Annotated in this window: 13 protein-coding genes; 4 read left to right on the top strand and 9 right to left on the bottom strand. The window is 56.6% G+C overall.

The window, feature by feature from the left end; genetic code table 11:
* Positions 1 to 79: 79 nt before the first annotated feature.
* Complete coding sequence (locus ELR57_RS05050; RefSeq protein WP_126957931.1) at positions 80 to 868, bottom strand: response regulator transcription factor; 789 nt, start codon at positions 866 to 868, stop codon at positions 80 to 82.
* Positions 865 to 2,655 (bottom strand): cache domain-containing sensor histidine kinase, encoded by a 1,791-nt coding sequence (locus ELR57_RS05045; RefSeq protein WP_126957929.1) that lies wholly within the window; start codon positions 2,653 to 2,655, stop codon positions 865 to 867. Before ELR57_RS05045 ends, ELR57_RS05050 begins: the two co-directional genes overlap by 4 nt.
* Before the next feature lie 238 nt (positions 2,656 to 2,893).
* On the opposite strand from ELR57_RS05045, the gene ELR57_RS05040 reads away from it, so the two are divergent.
* Positions 2,894 to 3,883 (top strand): glycoside hydrolase family 43 protein, encoded by a 990-nt coding sequence (locus tag ELR57_RS05040; RefSeq protein WP_126957927.1) that lies wholly within the window; start codon positions 2,894 to 2,896, stop codon positions 3,881 to 3,883.
* 51 nt (positions 3,884 to 3,934) lie between these two features.
* On the opposite strand, the gene ELR57_RS05035 is transcribed toward ELR57_RS05040, so the two are convergent.
* Positions 3,935 to 5,365, bottom strand: coding sequence for an MDR family MFS transporter (locus tag ELR57_RS05035; protein ID WP_126957925.1), 1,431 nt, complete (start codon positions 5,363 to 5,365; stop codon positions 3,935 to 3,937).
* Positions 5,366 to 5,509: 144 nt separating this feature from the next.
* Between ELR57_RS05035 and ELR57_RS05030 the strand changes: the two genes are divergently transcribed.
* Positions 5,510 to 6,148: a TetR/AcrR family transcriptional regulator gene (locus tag ELR57_RS05030; protein ID WP_126957923.1), complete on the top strand. Its 639-nt coding sequence runs from the start codon at positions 5,510 to 5,512 to the stop codon at positions 6,146 to 6,148.
* Between the two features lie 50 nt (positions 6,149 to 6,198).
* Here ELR57_RS05030 and ELR57_RS05025 read toward each other — a convergent pair whose 3' ends face one another.
* Positions 6,199 to 7,041, bottom strand: a complete 843-nt coding sequence (locus ELR57_RS05025) for an AraC family transcriptional regulator (protein ID WP_126957921.1) — start codon at positions 7,039 to 7,041, stop codon at positions 6,199 to 6,201.
* Positions 7,042 to 7,191: 150 nt separating this feature from the next.
* On the opposite strand from ELR57_RS05025, the gene ELR57_RS05020 reads away from it, so the two are divergent.
* Positions 7,192 to 8,295 carry a glycoside hydrolase family 88/105 protein gene (locus tag ELR57_RS05020; protein WP_126957919.1) on the top strand — a complete coding sequence of 368 codons (1,104 nt, stop codon included), beginning with the start codon at positions 7,192 to 7,194 and terminating at the stop codon, positions 8,293 to 8,295.
* Positions 8,296 to 8,521: 226 nt separating this feature from the next.
* Here ELR57_RS05020 and ELR57_RS05015 read toward each other — a convergent pair whose 3' ends face one another.
* The 5 genes from ELR57_RS05015 to ELR57_RS04995 form a co-directional block, all read right to left on the bottom strand.
* On the bottom strand, positions 8,522 to 9,562 hold the full coding sequence (locus tag ELR57_RS05015) for a glycoside hydrolase family 88/105 protein (RefSeq protein WP_238162406.1): 1,041 nt from the start codon (positions 9,560 to 9,562) through the stop codon (positions 8,522 to 8,524).
* A gap of 73 nt (positions 9,563 to 9,635) precedes the next feature.
* On the bottom strand, positions 9,636 to 11,306 hold the full coding sequence (locus tag ELR57_RS05010) for a type 2 periplasmic-binding domain-containing protein (protein WP_126957915.1): 1,671 nt from the start codon (positions 11,304 to 11,306) through the stop codon (positions 9,636 to 9,638).
* Positions 11,307 to 11,342: 36 nt separating this feature from the next.
* The gene (locus ELR57_RS05005; protein ID WP_126957913.1) at positions 11,343 to 12,242 is read right to left on the bottom strand and encodes a carbohydrate ABC transporter permease; all 900 of its coding nucleotides are present in this window, start codon (positions 12,240 to 12,242) and stop codon (positions 11,343 to 11,345) included.
* Between the two features lie 13 nt (positions 12,243 to 12,255).
* Positions 12,256 to 13,233 (bottom strand): ABC transporter permease, encoded by a 978-nt coding sequence (locus tag ELR57_RS05000; RefSeq protein WP_370452209.1) that lies wholly within the window; start codon positions 13,231 to 13,233, stop codon positions 12,256 to 12,258.
* Positions 13,234 to 13,501: 268 nt separating this feature from the next.
* Positions 13,502 to 15,769 (bottom strand): helix-turn-helix domain-containing protein, encoded by a 2,268-nt coding sequence (locus tag ELR57_RS04995; protein WP_126957909.1) that lies wholly within the window; start codon positions 15,767 to 15,769, stop codon positions 13,502 to 13,504.
* A gap of 260 nt (positions 15,770 to 16,029) precedes the next feature.
* Between ELR57_RS04995 and ELR57_RS04990 the strand changes: the two genes are divergently transcribed.
* Positions 16,030 to 21,150: a DUF7507 domain-containing protein gene (locus ELR57_RS04990; RefSeq protein ID WP_126957907.1), complete on the top strand. Its 5,121-nt coding sequence runs from the start codon at positions 16,030 to 16,032 to the stop codon at positions 21,148 to 21,150.
* The last annotated feature ends 200 nt before the right edge of the window (positions 21,151 to 21,350 follow it).

The following is a 21,350-nucleotide window of genomic DNA, read 5'->3' as shown; positions in this document are numbered from 1 at the left end:
AGCGTGTAACCGCTGTCATACATTCTAGCACCGCTCGCCTCCTTGCATAAGGAAACGACCATTGGGAGAAGTTCCACTATTATTTGATCGTTTCTTCCGGGTCCGAAACCTGCTGACGGTATTGAGTCGGACTGACGGACTCGCTGTCCTTGAACACTTTGATGAAGTATTTCGCGGTCTGATAACCGATCTTCTCCGCGACCTCCCAGATCGGCATCCGGGTCTGGGCGAGCAGCTCCTTCGCGCGCTGTAGCCGCTTCCGAGTCAAGTAATCGCTGAAGGTCATTCCCGTCTGTTCCTTGAACAGCACGCTGAAGTAACTTGCGTTCATATGCAGGTGATCCGCTACCTGCTTCATGCCGATCGGATCCTGCAGGTGCCCTTCGATGTAGGCGATAGCGTCGCGAACATGCTGGCCGTACTTGGCTTCCACTTGCCCCGCTTCCAACAGCTTGGGATCTAGGAGCTTCTCCATCCGGCCGATTCGAAGACGGTCCTCTTCAAGCTCCAGCGCCTTCTCCACGGAATGGATCAGCTTAGTCTTATCCAGCGGCTTCAGCAAATATTCGACGACTCCGAGTTGAAGGGCCTTATGGGCGTACTCGAACTCCGCATGGCCGGAGATGACGATCACGACCGGCTTCGTTGGCGCCTGGGACATCCGCTCCAGCATCTGCAGGCCGCCGAGTTCGGGCATGCGCACATCGGTAATAATCAGATGGGTCGGGTTCTCCTCCATCCATTCAAGCGCTTCCACGCCGCTTGCGGCGGTCTCGATTCTTAAGCGTCCGGCCGACCAGGCTTCCAGCGTCTTCTTGACCCCTTGCCGCGTGCGCGGTTCGTCGTCCACGATCAATAGCGTCTTCATCTCGTGCTCTCCTCTGTCCTTGGTATCTTGATCTCGAAGCTGATCGACGTTCCTCTGCCAGGTTCGCTGTCGATCTTCAAGCCGCTAGCCGCGGCTTCTTCCGTCTTATCCGGGAAGTACAGCTTCAATCTCCTCTGCACGTTCGCGATGGCCACTCCCGTTCCCCTCTTGGAGGAGCCGGGCGGGCGGCTCTCGGCAGAGCGAAGAAGCTTCACCACCGTCTCCTCGTCCATTCCCGGGCCGTCGTCGCTGACCTTCAAGACGGCGCAGCCCGGCCGCTCCGGAGAAGCGAACGCTTCGACCGCGACCGAACCGGGACCGAGCTTGCCTTCCACTCCGTGAAGGATGGCATTCTCGACAAGCGGCTGGATCAGCAGCTTCGGAATCGGTACGTTCCGGATTCCGGGTTCCGCTTCGATTCTCCAGCTTAAGCGATCGCCGAGACGCATCGTCATGATCTGCAGGTAGCGCTCGACATGCTCCAGCTCGTCGTTGATCGTGACCCATTCGTCTTCCATCCCGGTCTTGCCGATGACGTATCGGAACAAGCCGGACATCGCCACGACGATGCGCGCGAGCTCTTCTTCCCCTTTCTCGTCAAGGGACCAATAGAAAGCTTCCAACGTGTTGAACAGAAAATGCGGATTGATCTGCGCTTGAAGAGCTTTAAGCTCCGTCCGGCTCTGCGTGATCTCCTTCTCATAAACCACCTGAATCAGCTCGTTCATGTGAGCAACCATCTGATTGTACGTGTTGTTGAGCTCGCGAATCTCCAGCGACGCGATCTTCGGCGCCGGCGACGGATTCTCCTTGAGTCCGCCGATCCGGGCGCTTCGCATCGTTCGCATCAGCTTAAGAATCGGCCGGGTCACGACCGTCGACAATAGGAGGCTTAACAGCAGAAACGCCACGGCTCCGACGCCAATCGATACGTATAGAGCCGTTCTAAGAACCGAGATTCCTTCGGTCGTTGCCTGGATGGGTGTCAGCAGCACAAGCGACCAGCCCGTCTTGGCCGAATTCTGCCTTACGGCCAAGTATTTCTCTCCGCCGATCTTAACGGTTCCCCCGCTCTGTTTAAGCACCGAGTAAGCATCCTTCGGCGTCAGATCCGACGTAATCGTCTGGCCTCTGCCGTCGGCCAGCAGCATGTATTCGTTGCTCGATGAGTCGTTCTCGTCTTCGGATTCGTTCATATCGAAATAATCGCAATGGATCCGCACCGCCACGTATCCGCCGGCGGAATAGCCGTGATCGATCAAGCTTACCCGCCGGACCGCAAGCACGGTATTCGGCTGCCTCGGATCCAACCCGGCCCATACGAGCCGCCCCTTCGTCTGGTCTGCTTCCCGGATCCATTCCTCCGACACCCGGTTCGGCAGGCTGATATCGTCTAGCGGAAACAGCCGATGGTAGTCTTTCGTGTACAGCTCCAACGATTGGATTCCGGAAGAATAAGACATGTAACCGTTCACAATCTGCAGCAACGATTGCCTCTCGTTGAAGTTGGCGTGTACGCCCGAGACTTCGTTCAGGAGGAGGTTCTGCACGTAAGAATTCGTTACGACCTCCGTCGTCAGCGAATCGATCTGGCCCAAGAGCGCGTCGAGCCGTCCGTTCATCTGCACGGCGGTCTGTTGGATATGCTTCTCCGCGCTGTTGCGCAGCAGGTCCGAGACTTGCCCGAAGATGTAAACGCCCGCAAAGGAAAGCACCACGATCATGGTCACCGTGAAGCCCGCGAAGATCTGGTTGCGCAGCGTGTTCATTCCGCCCCACTTGGACATTGCTATCTGTCACCTGTTTCGAATAAAGAGTTCAATTCCCGTTTACTTTATCATAAATGGGTAGGTTACGGACAGCCGTTCCTTCTCCATCGCCCTCAGCGTGCATTATCTAAAATTTATGGGTGAAAAACACAATAAAGTTGGGGTGGCAAAGAGGTGGAAATCTGGTAAGATTATTGCGTTTAGTAAAGATAGCGCTTACAGCTCATGCGCATAGCACATTTAGGAGGTTGTCTGCTTGTCTAATCCAATCAAACAGAACGAGCCGCTCGTCACCCATATTTATACCGCGGATCCTTCCGCTCACGTATTCGAAGGCAAGCTTTATGTCTACCCATCCCATGACCTTGACCATGTGAAGGAGTCGAACGACAACGGCGACCAGTACGACATGGAGGATTATCACATCCTGTCGCTGAACGAGGACCTCACGGAATGCGAAGATCACGGCGAGGCGCTTCATCTCCGCGACATTCCTTGGGCTAGCCAGCAGCTCTGGGCTCCCGATGCCGCCTACAAGAACGGCAAGTACTACCTGTTCTTCCCCGCTCGCGACCATGACGGCATCTTCCGGTTGGGCGTCGCCGTCTCGGATACGCCGGCCGGTCCGTTCAAGCCGGAACCGAATTATATCCCGGGCAGCTTCAGCATCGACCCGGCCGTCCTGTGCGACGATGACGGCAAGTCCTACGTATTCTTCGGCGGCCTCTGGGGCGGCCAGTTAGAGAAATGGCAAACCGGCGAATTCGTCGCCGATGCGGAAGGTCCCGCTCCGACGGAGCCTGCTCTCGGGCCGCGCGTCGCCGAACTGACCGACGACATGCTCGGCTTCAAGGGCGAGGCGCTCGAGATCTCCATTCTGGACGAGAACGGTCATCCGATCACCGCAGGCGACGAGGAGAGACGCTACTTCGAAGGCCCGTGGGTTCACAAGCATAACGATCTTTATTATTTGTCTTATTCGACCGGATCCACGCATCGCATCGTCTATGCCGTGAGCCGCAATCCGCTCGGTCCTTACGAATACAAGGGTACGATCCTGACTCCGGTCATCGGCTGGACGACCCATCATTCCATCGTTCAATATCAGGACAAGTGGTACCTGTTCTACCACGACAGCTCCCTGTCCGGCGGCGCCGATAACAAGAGAAGCGTTAAATTTACGGAGCTCTTCTACGAAGAGGACGGCACCATCCGCACGATCGATCCTTATCCGAATAAGGGTTAATAACATTGCTATATAGAGAAGAACCCCCGCCATCGGCGGGGGTATTCGCGTCTATTTACCTTTCGGCTTATTGGACAACAGCAGAGCCGGAATAAACGAAGCCGCCGTGAAGCCAGCCGACCACCAGAAGGCAACCTGGTAGGCATCGGAGATCGTTTGGAGATTTACGCCCATCCGGTTGGTCATCTGATGGCCGATCACCGTTGCCAAGATGGCGGAGCCGAACGCGCCGCCGATCGTCTGGAAGATGCGGGTCGAGATGCTGGCGTGAGGAATCTGCTCCTTGTTTAATCCTTCGTACGCGGACACCATGATCGGAATCAGAATTCCGTTAAGAGCCGCTCCCCTCACCAACTGTGCCGCTGCCAGCAAGATGTGATTCGTATCCGTTTCTGCCAAAGCGAACGGAATCGTACCGACGAGCGTAACCAACAGGCTGATCAACACGATGTTCCTGGCTCCCATCCGATCGGAGAGCTTCCCGATCCAGGCTCGCGTAAGCAGCATCCCAACCCCTTGCGGGATCAATAGAAGCCCGGTCTCCAGCACGCCTTCACCCCGAACCTGTTGATAATACAAGGGTAGGAGCAGCAAAGCACCATTCATCACCATCCCCGACAGGAAGAGCGTCACATTCGAAGCTAGAAAATGCCGGGATGCAAACAAATGAAGGTCCACTAACGGCATTTTGCTTGTGCGCAGCGCGTATATCGCATAGGCAGCCATAAGCGCGATTCCCGACGCTAGAGGAAGCCAAACTCCCACGTTGTTCAGCCCGCCATGGGAGCTGATCTCCGAGATCCCGTAAATAAGCGCCGCGAAAGCAGGTGACAACAATAGCAAGCCGGTCATGTCCAGCGCAGGCTTGCTGCCGGATCCCTCGTCGGACGGAATATGCCGCAAGCCCAGCCATAGGGCGATGAGCATGATCGGAATATTCACGTAGAAAATCCAGCGCCAGCTGAGATTGTCCATGATAAGGCCGCCGATCACGGGTCCGAGAATCGGGCCAAGCAGCGCGGGAATGCTGATGATCGCGATCAGCCGGCCAAGGTTGCGCCCTCCTGCCGATTGAACGAGAACATTCTGCATCGTCGGAACCAATAATCCCGCGCCTATCCCCTGCAGAAGCCGAAAGCCGATCAGGCTGCCGGTATTCCACGCTAGCGAGCACAAGATGGATGACACCAGGAAAATGACGAGCGAGAATAGGTACACCCTTTTCCCGCCGAAACGTTGGATGGCCCATCCCGATATCGGAACGGCCAGACCCATCGTCAGGACATAGCCCGTTACGACCCATTGGATCGCCGCGACCGTGCTGTGCAGGTCGGCCGCCAATTGGTCGATAGCCACGTTGACCATCGTCGAATCCAACTGGGATGCGATAGCCCCGAATACGAGAATAAGAGCGACCTTCAGAATTTGACGGTCTATTTTTTCTTTTGGAGGCTTTACGACCTCTGTTTGGCTCATCGCCATCGGAATACACCTCTCGCTATTCATTTAGGGTACGGTACGTACCGTACCTTATATGAATACCTTATTCGAATTTTTGCGAAAATGCAATATAATCTTTTTAAGGATGTAAGGCATAAAGACGACATCGGGAGATGGAATCGAGATATGGCGGAAAATAAACAAAAGAGGCCGAATGCAAACGAGGAGGGCCAACCGGGCGGCAGTCGCCGTCGGGGCGACGTTCTGGAGAATGCCATCCTTCGAGCCGCTTGGGAGGAACTGCAGGAGACGGGTTACTCCAAGATGACAATGGAGGCTGTCGCCGCTCGCGCGCAGACGAACAAGACGGCTGTCTATCGCCGTTGGCCCAATAAGGCCAAGCTGATCATTGCCGCTCTGAAGAAGTTCGGGCCCAAGCCTGCGATCGAATCGCCGGATACGGGAGATCTTCGCGAGGATGTGCTTGCCTTGCTGCACGGTTTGATCAAGCCCATGCAGATGATCGGCGTTGAGACGATTAAAGGCTTGATGGTCGATATTCACGGGGACGAGCTGCTCTCCAAGATGACTCTGCCTCCGCGACCGGATGACATTCTCGTCAATTCGATAAGGAATATTCTGCGGCAGGCGGACCAACGCGGAGAAGTCGAGCTTGGCAAGCTGCCGCAACGCGTGATCGGCTTGCCCGTCGATCTGGTGCGGTACGAGCTGTTGACGACTCGCACTCCTCTGACCGATGAGGCCATCCGGGAGATTGTCGACGACCTCTTCCTGCCTCTTGTTCGGCGAACAATGCAGAGTTAAACAGGAAATCCCCAACGGCCGCTGGCCGTTGGGGATTTTATTATCCGTGCCTAATCTTTCTTCCCTCTGCGATAATACAGAGGCGCGTGCCCCGTCACCGACTTGAACACCCGGCCGAAGTGCGTCACGCTGCCGAATCCTACTTTTCTGGCGATCAGGTTCGCCTTCATCGAGGAGTGTTCCAGCAGCTTCTTCGCTTCCTTGACCCGGACGCTGTTCAAGTATTCTACGAAAGTAAAGCCCGTCGCTTCCTTGAAGAAGCGGCTCAAGTAATAGGGACTGAGATAGAATTGATCCGCTAGAATCGTAAGCGAGAGCTCCTCCGCGTAATGGTCGTTGATGTAACGGACAATCTCCGAGATGCGCTCATGCATCGGGCTAGGGGCCTCCAGCTTCTCCATTCGGTTCTGCTCGATTTGCCTGCAGCAGACGATAAGCAGCTGCATTGCCAGCGTCTGAGCATACACCTCGAAGCCCGGCCTTCTCTCGTGCGTCTCGCGAATAATCGACTGGGCAAGCGCTTCGATCGCAATCCGATCCTGCAAAGCGCTTCTCACAATTACGTATTCCCGGTCCAGCATCGGAAGAAGAACGTGCGAGACGGCTCCCTGTCCCAACGTCATGCAGCTCTTATGGAGGTTAAGGACAAGCCGCTCATGCTTCGGCTTCTCCGCATTCGTCGTTCGATGCAGGACGTTCGGCGAGATGAGGATGACGTCGCCTTCTCTAGCCACAAGCGTCCGATCCTTCAAGAAGAACTCCCTCTGGCCGGACATCAGGTAGAAGATCTCATACGTGCTGTGAAAATGGCTTGTCGCCATATGATGGCTGAGCGCCTTCCGATAGGAGACCGAGAAGGTCCCCTCCTCGTTCTCGTAACGCAGATCCTCCACCCGCCGTCCCCCCTCTCCGACTCTATTTTTCTATTATACGCCTCCTCATGATTGCCGCAAGATATAAGAGGTTTTCCGTTAAACCTGCACAAAATGTACATTCTCCGATGCTAAGATAAGGTTAATCATTTAGAAGGAGGCACACTTGCGATGAATCGATCAACGACAACCCTAACTCCGATAGAATGGGCGGAAAAAGCTTGCGAGGCGCTTATGGCGAAGTTCGAGCCGGAGCAGCTTCCGCCGGACCGGTTCCACTACCACCAGGGAGTCTTCCTGTCCGGGATGGAGAAGACCTGGCGGCTGACGGGGAAAAGCAGCTATTACGAGTACATCAAACGTTGGGTGGACAGCCAGATTGAGCCGGACGGCCGCATCAAGAAGTATAATCCCGACGAGTTGGACGATATCCAGCCGGGCGTCCTGCTCTTCAACCTGTACGAGCAGACGGGAGACGAACGGTATCGCCAAGCTCTGCATACCTTGGTTCCGCTGCTCAAGTCGTGGCCGACCAACCCGTCGGGAGGCATCTGGCACAAAGGGCGCTATCCGAATCAGATGTGGCTGGACGGGCTGTACATGGCCGGGCCGATCGCCGTCATGTATGGCAAGACGTTCGGAGAGAGCGATTATTTCGATCGGATGGCGTTCCAAGCGATCCTGATGGAGAAGCGCACGAAGGATCCGGTTACCGGCCTCTTGTATCACGGGTGGGACGAGACTCGCGAAGCGGCGTGGGCGGACCCGGCTTCCGGTCTCGCTCCCGAATTCTGGGGCCGCGCGATCGGATGGTATCCGGTCGCCTTGCTCGAGATGTTCGAGTATATGCCGGGCGACCATCCTGACAAAGCCAAGCTGGTCGAGATTCTGCAAAACTTGCTGGCGGCGCTGCCGAAATTCCAGGACGAGGCGACCGGCTTGTGGTATCAGGTCGTCGACAAGGGAGACCGTCCGGGCAACTGGCTCGAGAATTCCTGTACCGCTCTGTACGTTCACGCCATCGCCAAGGCCGTTCGCTTCGGCTATCTCGATCCCGAGTATATGAATGTCGCTTGGAAGGGATACCAAGGCGTTATCGATACGCTTAAGTTCGACGAGAACGGCTACGTCGTCATCGGGCAGATCTGCATCGGCACCGGCATCGGCGACTACGCCCATTACATCGCGCGTCCGACAAGCGAGAACGACCTGCATGGCGTCGGCGCCTTTATTCTGATGTGCGTCGAGATGAGCTTGGCTAAGCGGGCCGATTAAAGAAGAAGCGGCAATCCGCTTAATCGGCTAAAGCAAGAGCGACCCGCTCCGGGTCGCTTTGTTCGCATGCGTTTATGGGTATCTCCGTCTCCTTACTGCTCCTCTCCCACTCGCTCAGGACAATAGGTTTCCTGAGCGAGTGGGAGAGGCCGCCTAAGTTCGGAAAACCTTGCAAAGCCGCTGTATTCGCGGCGGTCACCATTCCGATTATTCTCTGTTAGGTCGCCTAATCTCCCTCGCGAGCCTCGACACTCTCCAAGACAGCCGTAAGGAAAGCAAGAGCCAGCCCTTGTCCCCAGCCTTGCGCCCATTTCCTGTCGATGCCGAGGTAGCCCGCGATGTCCTTCATGACGGCGGTTCCTCCGGACACGCCCAGCACCCGGCCGTTGTCCGCGATATTGGCCCGAAGGCCGCCGAGCGCCTTCTGCACGTACTTCGCATGAAGCGGATTCCCCTGCACGACCATCGCGGAGGCGATGCCGGCGGTAGCCGACACTTCGCCGTACGCTTCCGGGTAGTCAAGCACGGTTCCCCAGAGTCCGTCTTCGTGCTGCAGCCGTTTGATCGCCGCTAATTGATCCCTCAAGGAGCTCCAGATGTGCATCATCGGAGGATACAGATAGCCTTCCGGCAAGCCCTTCGCCGCGCGCGACATCGTGTAGGCCGCCCAAGCGTTCGCGCGTGCCCAGTACATGCCGGACATGTGATCCTTCTGGATATGGTTATAGCCGTGATACCACAGCCCCGTATTCTCGTCCTGCAAATAATGAATGTGCCAGTAGAACTGATGCAGCGCATCGTCGACAAGGCGCTTCTCTCCTAACGTCACGCCGACTCGCAGCATGAAGTAAGCGGCCATGAACAGCGTATCGGCCCAGCATTGCTCGGGAAAATCGTTCTTGGAAGACACCGTATGCTGGAGCACCCGATCCCCGAATCGCAGCGCTCGATTCTCCAGATAATCCACCTTGCTCAGGAGGATATCGAGGTATTTCTGCTCCTTCGTCTGTTCGTAGAGGGTGAGCAGCATGTGCCCCATCGCGCAGGCGTTCACCGTCCAGCCCGGAAGCCCGGCTTCGATATACTCTTCTACCCACGCGGCCATACGTTCCAGGTAAGCCGGCTCGCCGGTCGCCTCGAAAGCCCGGCTGACGCCGTAGAAGGCGACTCCGCCCGGCCAGTCCCAGGTCAGGTCCATGCCGAAGGTGTACGCAACGACGCGATCGATCGTTTGCTTCAACTCGGCAGGAGATGCGTTCAGCTTCAAGTTGTCCACTCCTTTAGATCCAGAGCCCCTGCGGATTCGCAGGGGCTCCGATGCTTTGGCCTTCGGTTGCCGATTAGCTGAATTTGCCGGCGTCGATCGCCTTCTGCTTCTCGTCGAGAATATCCTGATAGCCGGCATCCAGATACGTCTTCTTGGCGGCTTCGTACGTTTTGTCGAAGTCAGCCGTCGGCGCGAGCACGCACTTGACGTACAGCTCTTGGAACAGGGAGTTCAGATCGGCCTTGTATTCGTTGACCGAATCGAGCACGACGCTGAACAGCGCGTCCGGCGTCCGGTATTCCGCCGTGTCCTGATAGTACTTGTAGATGTCCTCGGCCAACGACTCGTAGCCTGGAGGCGACCAGTTGCGGAGGTACGCCGTGCGGGTCTTCTCCGGAGTGTCGAATTGCGCCATCTCCGTGACGAGAGCCCAATAGTCCTTGTTGTTGTTGTTGGACAGCTTGGATTCGCCGGCGTAATCGGCGGCCTTGACCGGGATGCCTTCGGAATCGAGCGTATAGTTCTGGCCTTCGACGCCGTTCTGCAGGAAGAACAGGTTAGCCGGCTGGCTCATCCATTCCAGGTACATCCATACGGCGGCGCGCTCTTCCGGAGTCGATTCATAGTTGATGCCCATGATGAAGCCGAACGGCCAGTAGCCGCGGCCTTGCGGCTTCTTGCCTTCCGGAACCTGGGCTTCCGGAGGAAGGATGGCGAATTGAGCATTCGCGTTGTTCGCCAGAGTCGAGGTCAGAACATCCGTGTTGCTAGCCAGGTAGAGAGCGTAAGTGCCGGTCTTGCCGGCCACGAATTCCGCCTTGGTCTTCGCATCGTCGTTGCGCAGGTAGAATTCCTTGTCCAGCAAGCCGTTATTGTACTGATAGTTGAGGTTGCGGAGATAGTCTTCCGTCCACTTGGTCGTCAGGTCGGCAACGCCCAGATCGGAATACAGCGCCCGCTCCTTCGCATCGACCGGCCACTCCCGGAACGCGTAGTTAAAGTTATAGTTATTCTGCAGGAGGGTTCCGCCGGCAACGCCCAGCCCCGCCGCCTTCCACTTCGCAAGCATATCGTTATACTTCTCCAGGGAGGTCAGGTCTTCCACCTTCATGCCGACTTTCTCCACCCAGTCTTTGCGAATCAGCGTCGTGAAGTTGTCCGCGGCCGGACGGGCCGCGAAGAAGAACACCTTCTTGCCGTCGACGGAGCCGTACTTCTCGATCGTCGCGCTCATGTTCTTCCAATAGGTAGGCGCATAGTTGGCGATCTCGTCGTAATTCAGCTCCTGCATGACGTCTTCGCCGTAGTAGGCCAGCGCTTGAGGCATGTCGTAGTGGAAAATGATGTCCGGAGCCTTATGGGATGCCAGCAGCTGTTCATAATCCTGTATCTCACTCGTTCGAGTGATCGGGACGAACTTGACGTTCACGTTGTACTTGTCGCCGAACTCCTTCTGAATCCAGCGAGTATAGTAGTTGTCCGTGACGTTCCAGCCTTCGAACGCGCGCTCGTAGACCGGAATCTCAAGGTTGACCTTCTCCGGGAAGCCCTTCGAATAATCAGGGAATTTGCCGGAAGAGGCGCTTTCCGAAGGCGAATTGCTTGCCGTATTGCTTGCGGGCGGCGCCGAGTCGCTAGGGCTGCCGCTCGCGTTCGAATTGTTGTTATTGTTGGAACACGCCGTTAGCGCGGTCAAGCCGACGCACAACGCCATGATTCCGGAAGCGATTCTCTTTTTGCTCATCGTTTTTCCCCCATTTTGAAATATTCGATTTCGCCGTTATTCCTTGATGGCTCCAAGCATGACTCCTTGAACGAAATACTTCTGGATGAACGGATAGACGCAGAGGATCGGCAGCGTCGCGAACACGACGCAGGACGCCTTGAGAACTTCAGGGTTGCTGAGCTGCACTTGAGTCGCTTCCAGTTGGAAGCTCTCGCTTGCCTGGATGACCAGGTAGTACAGCTTAAGCTGCAGCGGCCGCATATCCACATTCTGCTTGATGTAGAACAGGGCATCCTGGTAGCTGTTCCACCTTCCTACCGCGTAGAAGAGCGACAGCGTGGCGATGATCGGTTTCGATAGCGGCAGCACGATGCTCCACAGGATCCGGAAATGCCCCGCCCCGTCGATCCTCGCCGATTCTTCGAGGCTGTCCGGTATGGAACTGGACAAGGCGGTCTTCATGATGAGCAGATTAAACGCGCTGAACGCGAGCGGCAGAACCAGAGACCACATCGTATCCAGCATGTGCAGGTTGTTGACCAACATATAGTCCGGAATGATGCCTCCGTGAAAGTACATGGTAAACAAGAAGATAAAGGTGAGCGCCGAACGGCCTTTCAATTGTTTGCGCGACAGCGGGTAGGCGGCGCAGATCGTGAGGATCATCCCGATGACGGTGAACAGCGCCGTTACGGCGACCGACACATACAACGACCGGAGAATGCTGTCGTCGGCGAAGATTTTCTTGTAGGCTTCTACGGTGAAGCCCTCGGGCCACAGGATGACCTTGTTCGCGATAACGTAGGCGTCTTCGCTGAACGACTTGGACACCACGTGAACGAACGGCAGCAAGCAAGCCAGCGAAGCGATGATCAGAGAGAGGCGGATCAGCACATCCCAGATATCGAAGCGCCTTCTGCGGGTGACGGCAAGAGTACCGGCGGATGCTTTCATGGTTCGCCTCCTTCTAAATTAATCCATCTTCGCCGAGCTTCTTGGCGATACGGTCCGCCACGAGCACGAGAACGAGCCCGATCACGGCCTGGAACAATCCGAGCGCCGTCGCGCGGCTGAAGTTCCCGCTCTCGATCCCCCACCGGTAGACAAGCACCGGAATAGTAGTCGTGTATTCGGTCGTCGCTTTATTCTGGAGCGCGAACACCCTCTCGAACGAGCCCTCCATGATCTTGCCGAGATTCAGGATAAGCAGGGTCACGATCGTTACGCGGATGGATGGCAGCGTGACGTTCCATGCTTTTCTCCACCTCCCCGCTCCGTCCACGGTCGCGGCTTCGTACATCTCGGGATTGATGCTGCTGATGGAAGCCAGGTAAAGGATCGTTCCCCAGCCCATGCTCTGCCACACCCCGATGGCCAAGTAACTGAACAGCCAATGGGTATCCTCCTGCAGGAACGGAATGCGCTTGCCGCCCAGCATCTCGATGACGTTATTGATGACGCCGTTGCCTTCGCTCAGCAGTTGGTACGCGATGGCTCCGATAATAACCCACGAGAGGAAGTGGGGCAGATAGAGCAGCGTCTGGTTGACGCGCTTGAACCGAACCCCCTTGATCTCGTTGAGCAGCAACGCCAGCAGGATCGGCATCGTGAAGCTGAAGACCAAATCCAGGCCGTTGAGCATCAAGGTATTGCGCACCGCCCGCATGAAGTCGGGCTTGTCGAAGATCTGCTTAAACACCTCGAAGCCGACCCATTCGCTGCCCCAGAAGCCCTTCGCTATCTTATAGTTCTTGAAGGCCAGAACGAGCCCGGTCATCGGCGCATACTTGAAGACCAGAACGAAGCTGAGAGGGAACAGGAGCAGCAAATAGAGCTGCCAATCTCGCCGGAGAAAAAAAGTCATCCCCTTGTTTTTCCTCTTCTTGCTTTTTAAAGCGGTTACATTTTGCGGAATCGAAGGAGTTGAAGCGCTTTCAACATTCACATACTCACCTCCTCACAGGATGACATCCTCCGCCTTGCGATGTTAGGTACATCGGCGAGGCTGTGTCTCATGATACCCTTCCGCTCTCGAACTCGTAAATCGTGAGTATTGATCATGCGTATCACAATTGATTTTTAAAGGATCGACTCCGCCTAACGGTAGTCGCCGCGCCCCTTTATCTCGCGCCGCAGAATCATTTTTGAATAGCATAAGCAAAAGTGAAGCCGCCCTGGCGAGTCTCGCTGACCGGCCGGACGGCTCCAATGGATTAGGAGGACCTCGTCTTCGAGGCTTTGTAGCTGCTTGGAGGCATGCCCTCGAATTTGCGGAAGAATCGGTTGAAGCTCTGCACGTTGAAGTAGCCGACCTCGGATGCGATCTGCGAGATCGTCAGGGGGGTGTCCAGCAGAAGCTCTTTGGCCTTTTCGATGCGAAGCAGGTTCGTATAGTCGATCAGGCTTTTGCCGGTCAGCTCATACGCGATCTTGCGCATATAGGAATAGCTGATCCCGATCTCCTTGGCCATATTCTCGAAGACGATGTCCTCGCGGTAATGCTCCTCCAGGTAACCGATGATCCGCTCTCCGTAGTTGATCTCTCCTTGCTTGCGTTCCATGTACTGGGCAATCTCTCCGAAGAACTCATTCAAGCAATCCTCCAGCTCATCCAGCGTATCGACGGAAGCGATCGCCGAATAAATATTGCCCCGTCCCGAGAAGATCCGAGTCGTGCTGATGTTGTTCTCGCGCAGATGCTTGATCGTGACGCCGACCAATTGGTTATAGATAAACAGGATGTTATCGTAAGAGATATAAGCCACGGATTGAATCTCCTCGCGGATGACGGCCAGTTCCTTCCGAATGCTCTCGAGGTCGCCGGCATCGAGGAAGTTGACGATCCGTCTCTCGCTGTTGGCGGGATAGATGTACTTCTTGCCGCTCTCCGGCTCCCGCCGCCAGAAGGTGATCCCGCCGCTGCCTTCGATCATCCGATGCTTGAGCACTTCCATCGCTTCCGCCGTTTGATCGGACGCGAGGGTGCTCGTATCCGCCAAGCTGCTGACGCCAATGGTCACCGAGTGGCCGAACAGCTCCGCCGACAGCTCCCGAATGGAATGAAGGGCACCCTTGATCCCTTCGAAGCCGCTGTCCGCCTCTTCCTGCGGGCAGTTGATCACGATCCCGAAGCGGCCTTCCCCTTGGTAAGCGCCTAAGGCGCGAACGCCCTCCGGGAACAAGCTCTCGCATTGCGAGAGAAGCTGATAGCGGTGATAGCTGCGGGTCTCCGAGTTCGTCTTCCTCGCATATCTTCGGTACCCGTCTATCGAGACGACGGCAACCAGGTAATAGGGCTCCGGGAAGATCTCGTCGATCTGGGGCGACGCCTCTCCTCTCAGCAGCCGGTGGACGGCCAGGCTCCGCGCATCCCTTTCGCGTTCGCGCAGCAGCTTGTACAGTCCTTCTTCTTCGTCTTGCATTCGCCGGAACGCCGCGTCCAGGAACGCAAGCTCGTTCTTGTTCGCGACTCCCAGGTTGCCTCTCGCCCGCACCGTCCTCACGAGCTCTCGAATCGGCTTAGAGAGCCAGGTAGCCAGCAAGAAGGTCAACGCCGTGCCCGCGAAAATGATGATGACCGTAATCAGAACAATGCTGCGCTGCAGCGTATAGGTCTTGGTCATGAGCTCATCGACGGAATAGACCTGAACGTTCCACCAATCCAAGAGAGGGGAACGGGACCAGGTATACAGCAGTCGCTTGCCGTTCATCTCGTGGAAGGCGTGCCCCTGGACGGCGCTGCTGCCCAGTACTTCCTGCATGTAAGGAAGCGAGCTTCCGTTCGTCAGCAGCAGGCTCTTGTCATTGTGCGAGATGATCCTACCGCTCGAGTCCAGCAGCAGATACCCCTGCTCGCCCTTCTCCGTCGATTGCAGGTATTGTCCGATCTGGCTCTCTCGAATATTGACGACAATCGTTCCGCGAGTGGTCGTGGTCAACCGGTTCAAGGGGAATACGTACGAAACGACGTTGATTCCCGATTCCATCTTGCGCGGATACCAGACGCCGCTGATTCCTCGCCGATCGGACAGCGCCTCCTCCAGCCAGCCGATATCTTCGTATCGGTCCAGCGTCGTGATTCCCTTGTCGGTCGAGACGACGTAGTCCGCTTCGTCCAGGAGGAAGAAGGAGGAGTATACGCCGTCCGCCCGGTGGTTCAAATTCACCAGTTCCTTGTTTACCGCGAGCGCGCTGCTTACGAAGTTAAAGTTGGAGTTCAGGGTGGCATAGGTCGGGTAATTGCGGATTCGGTCGAAGAGGTTCGTGGCTCCTAACCGAACCGCATCCTGTGCCAGGTTGCTTAGCGCATTCTCGTTCAGCTTGCGGCTCGCATTCAATCCCGCAAGGGATGACTCCGCGATGGCGCTCTCCGAATTGCGCAGGATTTGCGTGCCGCTGTACCAGGTCAGAATGGCGATCGGAATGGCCATAACGAAGAATAGGATCAGCACCAATTGCAGCATCATCGGTATTTTTTTCATACGTCCCCGCCTTTCCCGAAGATCTCGTTCCATTCTATCTTTATATGTAAGCGCTTTATAGCAGGCTTTTGCCCTATATTACCTTATATTCTTAAATTTGAGTAGCGTTGGCGGGGAATGATCTTGCAAGCCGATGCGATCCGTCGATGTTTATGAATTCCCATATAACTAAGAACATAACATGAATTAAATGGATAATAGTGCGTCTTTATCGTTACCAATGGCAAAGATCGAATAATCTCTTTGAAGGAGGGTATCCATTGCCTGCAACCCTGACTGGGCTTGTGTTCAACGACGTCAACCACAACGGCCAATTCACTCCTGGCGAGCCGGGCATTCCCGGCGTATACCTCGTTCTGTTCAACAGCTCGAACGGCACTTGCACGACCGTTCTGTCCGATCAGATCGGCAATTACAGCTTTACGGTCACGACGGCGGGAACGTACGTCGTCTACGAGCCTGTCGCTTTTCCCGGGGCGTCCTGTCCCCCTACTACGTTCACGCAGCCGCCCGGCTTTACGTTATCCAACGGTCCCCGCAAGCTTACCGTGACGGTCACGGCCACTCAAATCGCGAACGACGCCATCATCTCGAACCTGAACTTCAGCCATGATACGATCTCGAATCCGGTCGTCTGCTCGACTTCGCTGATCCAGTTCGCCGGACGCCCGTCGGTCTGGTACGACATCGATGTCGTAACGGGCTCGGAAACCATACGGACAACGGTTAATCCTCCTCTCGAGATCAATGCGATCGGCTATAATCCGTTGGACGACTACATCTATGGCTACGATCAATTGACTAACCATCTCGTGCGAGTGGACAACAATGGCAACGTGATGACCCTCTTCCCGCTCCCCCCGGGCATGGCGGCGGACGCGTTCAACACGGGAACGTTCGATCCGAACGGGTTCCTGTACGTCTTCGTCAATAACGAATCCGTGTTCTACGTCATCGACTTGCGACCGAATTCGTCTACCTTCCTGAAGCTAGTCAATCCTGCCAACGGCTATCAGGAAACGACGAGCGGCATCGCTTTAAGCCGCCCGTTGAACGCGAGCGACTGGGTATACCGCGCGCAAGACGGCCATCTTTACGGGATTACGCCTGCCGGAGTCGTCAAACGAATCGACCCGTTCTCCGGGCATATCGACAATCTCCCTACCTCGCCTCTCAACCCCGGTCCTTTCGGCGCTCTGGCTATCGACTCGACGGGGATCATCTATGCGATCTCGAACAGCGACGGGACTATCTATCGATACACGATAGAGGGCTTCGCCGCGACGGCTGCCCGGTTCTCGACGACGGTAACCACCTCTTTTAACGATGGAACCATGTGTCCCAACGCCGCCATCGAATTGGACTTCGGCGACGCCCCCGATTTCGGGCCGGGCAATGGGCCCGGCAACTATTCGACTCTGCTCGAGAACGACGGACCGAGGCACGGCCTCGTCAATCCCCTCTTTCTCGGCACGCAGGTTACCCCGGATCCCGACGCTCGCCAGAATCCGGACGCCACGGGGGACGATATTCCCGCGGGGATTCAAGATGACGCTTTGCCTCTGCCCTTAAAGCCCCTGTCGCCTAACGAAGGCATCTATCACCTCGATGTGTTGGTCACCAACCAGACGGGAACCGAGGCGAACCTGTACGGGTGGATCGACTTTAATCAAGACGGGATCTTCCAGGTGCATGAAGCCGCGTTCTTGCAAAAGGTGCCCTCTCTGCCCGGTCCTTTCTTCGTCCCGTTGGACTTCCCCGTGCCGCCGTTCTTCGAGCTGGTTCCGGGTCAGACGTTCTTGCGGTTAAGGCTTACGACGGATGACCTGCCGCTCCTTGACCCGTCGGCATTCGCGGAGGATTCCCGCAGCTTGGGCCCGGCGTCCGACGGCGAAGTCGAGGACTATCCCTTATTCATCCTGCAAGCGGGCGGTATCCAGGTCTTCAAGCGAGCCGAACCGGCAGCGGCGCTCCCCGGGGAACCGATCACGTACATCTTTACGGTCGAGAATCCGAATCCCTTCGACTTGACGAACGTCCGAATCGAAGATTCGCTGCTTGGGCTGATCGATATCATCTCCGTTCTGCCGGCGGGATCGGTCATCGAATTGCACTCGATTTTCGTGATCCCTCCGGATACGCCCGCGGGAACCTTTATTAAGAATATCGTTGTCGTGTTCTCGGATCAGACCGAGCCCGTCGAGAGCGCGACCGACGTCGAAGTGCTGGCGTTCTTCGAGCTCTCGATCGTCAAGAGCGCGGATCGGGTGTCCGCCGCCCCCGGCGAAACGGTCGAGTATACGCTGTCGGTCACCAACAAATCCAACGCTCCGATCACGAACGTAAGAGTCAGCGACGTATTGGTGGGATTCTTCGACGTGATTCCTTTCCTCGAAGCGGGAGAGACGCGGGTCTTCGTCGTGGATTTCACGATTCCGGAGGGGACGCTCGCGGGAACGGTATTCACCAATACGACCGTTGCCGAATCGGATCAGACGGAGCCCGCGTCCGACTCGGCGACCGTCGTCGTGAGTCCGGTGCCCAGTATCCTTATTTTCAAGAACGTATCTCCTAACATCGCTGCGCCCGGCGAAGTCGTCGAATACACCATAACGATAACGAATGCCGGCAACCAGACGTTGACGAACGTTCATTTAACCGATCCTACGCTGGGCTTGGATAATACGTTCGACTTCCTGGAGCCCGGAGATTCGGTCATCTTCACGACGCCGTTTACGGTTCCGCAAACGTCCCATCAAGGGGATTCGATCGTGAACGTCGCCCTCGTCACGACGAGCGAATCCGGCCCTTCTCAGGCCGACGCGGTCGTCACGGTCATCGGGCAGCCCGGCATCTCCATCTCGAAGTCGGTCTCTCCCGCAAGGGCGAAGCCCGGAACTTCGCTGACCTACACGTTCACTGTCTCGAACACGGGCAATACGATTCTGACTAACGTGATCCTTGAAGATGAGCTTCTTGGCCTGAGCCAGTCGATCGGGACGCTTGAAGTCAACGAGACCCGCTTCATCGAACACGTCTTCACGCTTCCGCCCGACACCGTCTCTGCTCTGGTCAATACCGCTATGGTAACGGGAACGTTCGAACCGGAGGTCGTCACCGACAGCGCCCAGGCTTCGGTGGAGCCTTTGCTTCCGGCAATCGCGCTGACAAAGACTGTCAGCAGAGAGACTGCGAATCCCGGCGAGACGGTCTTCTTCACTTTCGTGCTGACGAACGCCGGAGAAGCCTCCTTGACGAATCTGAATCTGTCGGATTCGCTTCTGTCGTACTTCCAGTTCGTCGGCGAGCTTCTTCCCGGCGCTTCCGTCAGCGAGACGATTCCCTTCATCGTACCGGAGGACGCGTCAGCCGGAACCGTATTCGCCAACCTCATCACCGCCACCTCGAACGAGCTCGAGCCGCAGACGGCCGAAGCGGACGTCACGGTGAATGCCGTTCCGGCCATCGCCATCGCCAAGTCGGCCGATCGCGCAAGCGCTCTGCCGGGGGATACGATCACTTATGCCATCACGGTATCGAACATCGGCAATACGGCTCTTACGAACGTGACGGTTCGCGACGAGCTGCTTGGCTTGGACACGGTCATCCCGAGCCTGGCCGTCGGGGAAACCCGAAGCTTAACCGCTGCTTTCGTTGTTCCTGCCGATGCGATCGTCGGTTCCGTCATCCGGAACTCCAGCACCGCCTTTTCCGATCAGACGGATACGGTCGAAGACAGCTCCCACGTCCTTGTCAGTTCCGATACTCCGCTGCTCACGATAACGAAGGCGGCAAGCGTCTCCGTCGCCGCTCCGGGAGATACGGTCTTCTATACGATCACCGTTGCGAATCAAGGGACGGCGATCGTGACCAATGTTGTCGTGACGGATGTCACGGTCGGATTCGCGGAGCAGATCGGAGTCCTCACCCCGGGAGAAAGCCGGACGTTTACGGTTCCCTTCGTCATTCCGGCCGACGCTGCCAATGGTTCCGTTATCGTCAACACGTCCGTCGCGAGCTCGGATCAGACCGATCCCGTTCAGGATTCGGCGGAAGTCGCCGTCGATCCCCAACCCGGCCTAAGCGTAACCAAGACGATTAACCCGGCGCAAGCGGCTCCCGGCGAGACGGTGATCGCTTCCATCGTGGCGACGAACACCGGCAACGCCATCTTGACGAACGTCGTTGTCGCGGACGATTCCCTGAACTTCCGCACGGTAATTCCCGCCCTGCCGATCGGAGAATCGTTCACGGTCAACCTGCCGATCGAAGCGCCGTTCGCGGAAGCCGGCACGGTCATCAGCAATACCGTTACCGCATCCTCCGCCCAGACCGGGGAGACCTCCTCGACCGATTCCTTCACGGTACTGCCCGCTTTCGAGATCTCTCTCGTCAAGCAGGTTGACCGGCCGACGGCCGCTCCCGGAGAGACGGTGACCTTCACGTTCGAGCTTCGCAATCTGTCCAATGCGACGATCACGGACCTGCATCTTGTCGACGAGCTGCTCGGACTCGATAAGCGGGTAGACTTCCTGCCGCCCGGCTTCTTCATCCAATTAAGCCGCACCTTCCGAATTCCGGACGGCGCTCTCGGCGGGTCGATCGTTAACAATACGGTCGTGCTCACTACGGGCGAGACTTCGCCCGTTACCTCGACGGCCGAGGTGACCGTCCAATCGGTTCCCCGTCTCTCCATCGAGAAGACGGTATTTCCTCCCCTGGCTTTCCCTGGAGAAACGGTCTTCTTCCACTTGCGGGGAACCAATACGGGGAACGTGGCGCTGTCCAACATTCGTTATTCGGATCCCCTTCTGGGGCCGACGGGGATCGTCCTCTTCCAGACGATCGGCGAGACGATCGAGCTCGTGTTGCCCTTCGTCGTTCCGAACGACGCGATTCCGGGAAGCGAGATCGTCAACACGGTATTCGTGGACTCGCAGCAAACGGGGCCGCTGACGGCAACAACCGCCTTGAAAGTAGCTACGCTGCCTATGACCGTCATCAAACGGGCGGATGTCGATCTTCTATTCGTCGGCGACCAGATTATCTTCACGATCACGGCCGCGAATGTCAGCAATCTCGTGCTTCACGACATCGTTCTTACGGATTCGCTACCGGAGGGAACCCAGTTCGTGCCGCTGAGCGTCAAAATCGGAGGGAACCCCGTTCCTTCGGCGAATCCATCCAACGGAATCCCTCTCGGCAATCTTGCGCCCGGCCAGAATGCGGTTGTCACCTTCGCCGCCAAGCAAATTGCCTCGGCTCCGAACGATCTGCTGCGCAACCAAGCCTCCGTCTCCTTCCGGCCGGGCGAAAGGCTTCGCCGCTTCGCCGTACGCTCCAACGTTCTCGAGATTCCGGTCGAAGAACACGTGGAATGAGGCAACGGCGATCAAAAGCAAACGAGGCTATCCCAAAAATCAACTGACTTAGGGACTGCCTCTGTCTTTTAGTTAGCGATTTAATTTTGGGAGGGAAGTGTCTCCTTCCGGTTGCAGGTGCCGCCGTGAAATCGGATTAGGTAACCCCGTAACAAGGGGATTTCACGTCGGCAAAAGCAAACGCTTCGCTCCTCCAGGAG

The sequence above is a fragment of the Cohnella sp. AR92 genome (assembly GCF_003990975.1).
In the GTDB taxonomy this organism is placed as follows: domain Bacteria; phylum Bacillota; class Bacilli; order Paenibacillales; family Paenibacillaceae; genus Cohnella.
Note: the sequence above shows the minus strand (reverse complement) of the source record. Positions and strands in the feature narration are given on the sequence as shown.